This window comes from Streptomyces sp. AC558_RSS880 (genome assembly GCF_019049255.1).
Lineage (GTDB): Bacteria > Actinomycetota > Actinomycetes > Streptomycetales > Streptomycetaceae > Streptomyces.
The window spans coordinates 210,657-216,656 of sequence record NZ_JAGMUJ010000191.1; the positions used below are offsets into that span (position 1 = coordinate 210,657).

Sequence of the window (6,000 nt, forward strand, 5' to 3'; positions counted from 1 at the left end):
GCGAGACCAAGCGTTCCTGGGCAGCCATGCCCTTTATTCAGCCGTGCGGACGGCCGCGCGTCAAGCGCGGACCGCATACCGTCCCGCACCCTGGGACCGTGTGACGGCAGCGTGTACGGGCCATTGCAACTTCTCCGGAGCGATTGACCGTTCACGCTCTTCGAGGGCTAATCTCGGCGGAGGACCAGCCACGCGCCGCAGCGCGGTGGACGCTCCGGCCGCGTTGAGGGACGCGACATGTGTGACGACGCGCATGCCCGCACTCATTCCTCCCTCCGGAGCTCTTCTCGATGGTCACGCCTTCCGATGTCACGTCCGTTCCCGCTCCGAAACCCTGGAGAGGAACCGAGCCGCACGAAACCGACTCGCCGCGGATCGTGCCGCGCCGGAACGTCGGCCGGCTGCTGGCGGCGGCCGTGGCACTGCTGCTCTTCGCCATGACGGTCAACTCCGTCGTCCGCAACAGCGCCTTCCAGTGGAACGTGGTGGGCCGGTACCTCACCACGAGTGCCGTGCTCGACGGGCTGCTGCTGACCCTCTGGCTCACTGCGGCGGTGACGGCACTCGGCTTCCTGCTCGGCATCCCGCTGGCGGTGATGCGGCTGTCCGCGAACCCGGTACTGCGCACGCTGAGCTGGGGCTTCGTCTGGATCTTCAGGTCCACTCCGCTGCTGGTGCAGTTGCTGTTCTGGTTCAACATCGGAGCCCTCTACCCCACTCTCGGGCTCGGCCTCCCGTTCGGTCCGGAGTTCGTGACCGTCAAGACGGTGAACCTGCTGGGTCCCACCCTCACCGCCGTGATCGGCCTCACCCTGCACGAGGCGGCCTATGCCGCCGAAGTGGTACGCGGCGGCATCCTGTCGGTGGACTCGGGCCAGACGGAGGCCGCCCAGGCACTGGGCCTCGGCAGGCGGCGCACGCTGCGCCGGATCGTCGTTCCGCAAGCGATGCGCTCGATCGTGCCGACGGCCGGGAACATGCTGATCGGCACACTCAAGGGAACGAGCATCGTCAGTGTGCTGGCCGTACACGACCTGCTGTTCTCGGTACAACTGATATACAACCGCACATACCAGGTCATACCCCTTCTGCTGGTCGCCACGCTGTGGTACATCGCGGTGACGACCGTGCTCAGCGTCGGCCAGTACTACGTCGAGCGGTACTACGCGCGCGGTGCCGCCCGCGCCCTGCCTCCCACTCCGCTGCAACGGCTCCGTGCCGGCCTGGCCGTCTCGCGTGCCCGGCTGAACCGGGCGACCGCCGCGGACGCCCGCTCCACCCTGGGCGGTGACCGGTGAGCACCACACCCTCCGCGGCCGTCCTCGTCATCGTGGGCGCGGGACCACGCGCCACCGGACTGCTGGAGCGCATCGCCGCCAATGCTCCCGAGCTGTGGGACAACGGCAGGAAGCTGATCATCCATCTCGTGGATCCGCACCCGCCGGGACCGGGCCGGATCTGGCGGCACGGGCAGTCGCCGCTGCTGCGCATGAACTCCATGGCCGAGGACGTCACCATGTTCACCGACGAGACGTCCACCATCGAGGGGCCCGTGCGGCCGGGCCCGTCCTTGGCCGAGTGGGCCGCCTCGTTCTCCGAAGGATCCGAGGCGCCGCGCCACGCGCCGCACACCGATCCCGCCGACCCGGACGTGCTCGCCGAACTGCGCACCCTCGCCGGCACGGACTTTCCCACCCGCCGTGCTCAGAGCGCCTACCTGGACTGGGTGTTCCGCCGAGTGCTGACCGAGCTGCCCGCTTCGGTCACGGTGGAGTGGCACCGCACCACCGCGACCGCCGTCTCCGACGCCCCGGACGGACGTCAGCTCGTGCGCCTGTCCGGCCGCACCGCCCCTCTCCGTGCCGACCGCGTGGTTCTCGCCCAGGGGCACCTGGGCTCGGCTCCCACCGTCGAACACCGCACCCGCGCCGCCTTCGCCCGCCGCCACGGCCGCTTCCACCTGCCACCGAGCTTCTCCGACGACGTCGACCTGTCCGCGCTGCGGCCGGGCGAGCACGTCGTCCTGCGCGGGTTCGGACTCGCCTTCATCGACCTGATGGTGTTGCTCACCGAGGGACGCGGCGGCACCTACCGCACCGAATCCGACGGCACGCTGACCTATCGCCCCTCCGGCCGTGAGCCGGTCCTCCACGTCGGCTCGCGACGCGGGGTGCCCTACCACTCCAAGACCCGCTACCCCCTCCTGGGTCCCCGGCCCCCGCTGCCCCGCTACTTCGGTCCCGGGGCCGTCGACACGCTGATCGCCAAGGGTCGGCCGCTGGACCTGCGCCGCGACGTGTGGCCACTGATGGCCAAGGAGATCGGCTTCGGCCACTACCACGAACTGTTCCACGCCCACCCCGATCGCACGGCGCTGTCCTGGCCGGAGTTCCTCACCGCCTACGACCGCTTCGGCTGGTACTCCGACGAGATGACGGCTCTCACCACCAGGGCTGTCCAAGGCCCGGCGGACCGCCTGGACTTCGAGGCCCTGGACCATCCACTGAAAGGGCTGACTTTCGCAACGCCGGAAGCCTTTCGGAGCCACTTGCGCGACCACATCGCACGGGACGTCGCCCGCCGCGAGGACGCGACCCACAGTGCGGACCTGGGCGCCTTCCTCGCGCTGCTCTCGGTCTACGGGCAGTTGCCCCCGCTGGTCACCGCCGGACGGCTGACGGCCCGCTCCGTCGCCGACGATCTCGACGGCTGGTGGCACGGCTTCTTCAGCTTCCTCGCCTCCGGCCCGCCGGGATTCCGGCTGCGCCAGCTCCTGGCCCTCTCCGAAGCCGGGCTCGTCCACTTCCTCGGCGCGGACCTCCGCATCGACACGGACGAGACCACCGGCACCTTCATCGCCACCAGCCCCACGGTGCCCGGCCACACGGTGCACGCCACGGCGCTGGTCGAAGCGTACCTGCCGGACCCGAACCTCGACCGCACGCAGGACCCCCTGCTACGGCACCTGCACCGCCACGGCACCCTCACGGAGGAGGTCATCTCCGACTCCACACACACCCACCGCTCCGGCAGGCTCAGGGTCACCCCGGCAGGCGGCCACGTCATCGACGCGGGTCTGGGCGGCCCCCACCCCCGCCTCGTCGCGCTCGGCGCACCGACCGACAGCCGCGCTCAGGCCGCGTTCGCCCGGCCCCGCACCAACGCCCCCGCCTTTCGGCAGAACGACGAGGTGGCCCGCACCCTGCTGCGGTCTCTGAGCTCCGTTCCGCCCAGCAGGCCCAAGGGCCACGACGGCAGCGCTGTCGGCCTTCAGGCGCGTGTCGGGGGTTGACGCGCGGCGGGATCGCCGGGCCCGAGGGGCACGACCGGGTTCGTGGCGCGCGGCAGGACGTCGGCCGGAGCCAGGCGCCGTCCGACAACGCGACCGGCACGCGGCGCGGATCACGGCCCCACCGGGTGTCCGTGCCCACTGGCGCGCCACGTTCCCCCAGCTCGCCCCGGACGGCCGGGCCTGGCCGGCGACACCTTGAGGGCCTCGGCGAAAGACCCGCACCCGAGCCCTCACCCGGCCCTCAGCCACCGCGTCGAACGTGCTGCTGTTCATGGTGCTCCGCGGCGGCACCCTCCACGGCCCCCGCACCCCACGGCTGCCGAAAGGCCTGGAGCCCCCGGCACCGCGTACGCGTGGCGGTAGCCCACCCGACAGGCACTGCCGGTACGCCGCGGGACTGTGCTCCGGACACCGCGCGGGTCCGGGTCAGCCCTGTGCCGGCCGACGCTCCGTCGCCAGGGCCTCACGGGCGAACCGGATCCCCTCCTCCGGGGTGAGCCGGGTGCCCCTGCCATACGCCTCCGAGAACACGTCCGGCCCCAGCACGGCCCGTGCCGAGGCCGTGATGCGATCGACGTCGGTGCGTTCGGCGGGCGGCAGGGGAGCTCCGGCCCGGCGCCGGGCGGCCGCCGCGGCGCCGAGCAGGACGGCCGCACGAGTGGCGGCGGGGTGATGCCCGGAGAGGGCCGCCGCACCGGCGAGGCCCTCCAGGGAGAGGGCCAGGGCGCGGGGCTCAGCGAGGGCGCGGGCGATCTCCAGACCCTCCAGGTGGCGGGCGGCCGACCCGTGCGCGTCACCGCGCAGCTCGGCGACGAAGCCGAGCTCGGCCAGGAGCAGGTGGTCACCCGCCTGGGAGGAGACGTCGGCGTAGCCGTCGCGGATGTGGCGCAGGTGCGCCTCGGCCCCGTCGAGGTCGCCCGAGCGGCGGGCGCCGAGGGCCAGGCCCATCTCGGAGTGGATCTCGCCGTACTTGTAGCCCTGTTCAGCGGCGATCCGGCGCGCCTGTTCGTGCAGGTCGCGGGCGCGGTCCCAGTCGCGGGCGAGCAGCGCGAGCCGGCCGAGGCCGGAGAGCCGTGCGGACACCTCCGCCTCCAGTCCCAACTCCCGGGCCATGAGCAGTCCTTCGCGCTGGCGGCGCTCGGCGTCCTCGTACGCTCCCTTGATCTCGGCGAGCGCGGCGAGCGGGGAGACGGTCTGCAACTCGCCCCACCGGTCTCCCAGTTCGCGGAAGATCAGGGCGCTGCGCGTGCCGTCGCGGCCGAGCCCGGTGAGGTCGCCGCGGACCAGCGCGAGCGTCGCACGCAGGCCGAGTGCGGCGGCGGTGCCCCACCGGTCCTCGGCGGCGGTGAACAGGGTGAGGGCGCGGGCGTTCAGCTCGCTGCTCCCCGCCGCGTCACCCGCGCTGAACAGGCCGAACGCACAGAGCCAGAGCGCGCGGGCCCGGCGTACGGGGTCGGGGACGGCGTCGAATGCGGGGGCGGGACCGTGACCGTCCACCGCGATGGCGGCTGCTCCGGGATCTCCGGTCAGGAGCGCGAAAGCGGCGTGCAGCGAAGTCAGTTCAGGCGGCCCGTCCGTCACCGCCAGCACCGCGCCCAGGCTCCGGCGGGCCTCGGCGAGGCGGCCGCGCAGCAGCCACCACCAGGCGAGGGCGGTGGCCAGCCGGACCGCCTCCTCCGGCTCCCCCGCGCCCGCCCGGCGCACCGCCTCGTCGAGTGCCGTACGGAGGTTGCCGGCCTCCGCGTCCAGCCGGTCCAGCCAGGGCCACTGCCCGGCGCCGCGCAACTGCGGCTCGGCGTGTTCGGCCAGGGCCCGGTAGTGGCGCAGATGACGGTCGCGTACGGCGGTGAGGTCCTCCATCTCGTGGAGCCGCTCGGTCGCGTACGCGGCGACGGACTCCAGGAGCCGGTAGCGGGGGCCGGTGGGTCCGGCCACCACGACCACCAGGGACCGGTCGACCAGCCGGGTGACCAGGTCCAGCACCTCGTCCCGGGCCACGCCGTCCCCCGTGCAGACCGCTTCGGCGGCGGCCAGGTCGCAGCCGTCGCTGTGGGCGGCGAGGCGGCGCAGGACGATGCGTTCGGGCGCGCTGAGCAGCTCCCAACTCCAGTCGATCACCGCGCGCAGCGTCTGCTGGCGGGCCGGGGCACCGCGCTGCCCGAAGGTCAGCACCCGGAAGCGGTCGCTGAGCCGCTCCGCCAACTCCTTCACCCCCAGGGCCCGTACGCGGGTGGCGGCGAGCTCCAGCGCGAGCGGGATGCCGTCGAGGCGGCGGCAGATATCGGCGACCGCCCGGCGCTCCGACTCGTCCGGCGCCTCCGGATCACGCGGGAAACCGGGGGCGGCCGCGGCCGCGCGCTCCATGAACATCCGGACCGCGTCGGTGGGCTCCAGCGGCTCCACCAGGAACATCGCCTCACCCGCCAGGCCGAGCGGCTCCTGCCCGGTGGCGAGGATCCGCAGGCCGGGGGCGGTGCGCAGGAGGAGCTCGGTGAGTTCGGCGGCGGCGTCCACGACATGCTCGCAGTTGTCGAGGACGAGCAGGGTGCGGCGGTCGCGCAGGGCGGCGGCGAGGCGGTGCGGGAGGGAGGGTGCGGAGGTGCCGGTGCCGGGCAGTGATCGGGGGGCGTCGTCGCGGATGCCGAGGGTGGCGGCGACGACCTGGGCGAGGTCGGCGGGGGTGCCGGCACGGATTCCGGCGAACTCCA

Annotated in this window: 3 protein-coding genes; 2 read left to right on the plus strand and 1 reads right to left on the minus strand. The window is 73.2% G+C overall.

Translation table 11 applies throughout. The features are described 5' to 3' along the window. The first annotated feature begins 290 nt into the window (after positions 1-290). Together KUM38_RS40640 and KUM38_RS40645 are read left to right on the plus strand one after the other, a co-directional pair. Complete coding sequence (locus KUM38_RS40640) at positions 291-1,298, plus strand: amino acid ABC transporter permease (RefSeq protein ID WP_217137168.1); 1,008 nt, start codon at positions 291-293, stop codon at positions 1,296-1,298. Continuing rightward, the gene (locus tag KUM38_RS40645; RefSeq protein WP_217137169.1) at positions 1,295-3,292 is read left to right on the plus strand and encodes an FAD/NAD(P)-binding domain-containing protein; all 1,998 of its coding nucleotides are present in this window, start codon (positions 1,295-1,297) and stop codon (positions 3,290-3,292) included. Before KUM38_RS40640 ends, KUM38_RS40645 begins: the two co-directional genes overlap by 4 nt. A gap of 426 nt (positions 3,293-3,718) precedes the next feature. Here KUM38_RS40645 and KUM38_RS40650 read toward each other — a convergent pair. After that, positions 3,719-6,000 (minus strand): AfsR/SARP family transcriptional regulator (locus KUM38_RS40650; protein ID WP_217137170.1); only part of this gene is annotated, 2,282 nt, incomplete at its 5' end.

Bases quoted from the DNA above. Each gene is read 5' to 3' on its own strand.
- KUM38_RS40640 (WP_217137168.1), top strand. From the start codon at position 291: ATGGTCACGCCTTCCGATGTCACGTCCGTTCCCGCTCCGAAACCCTGG.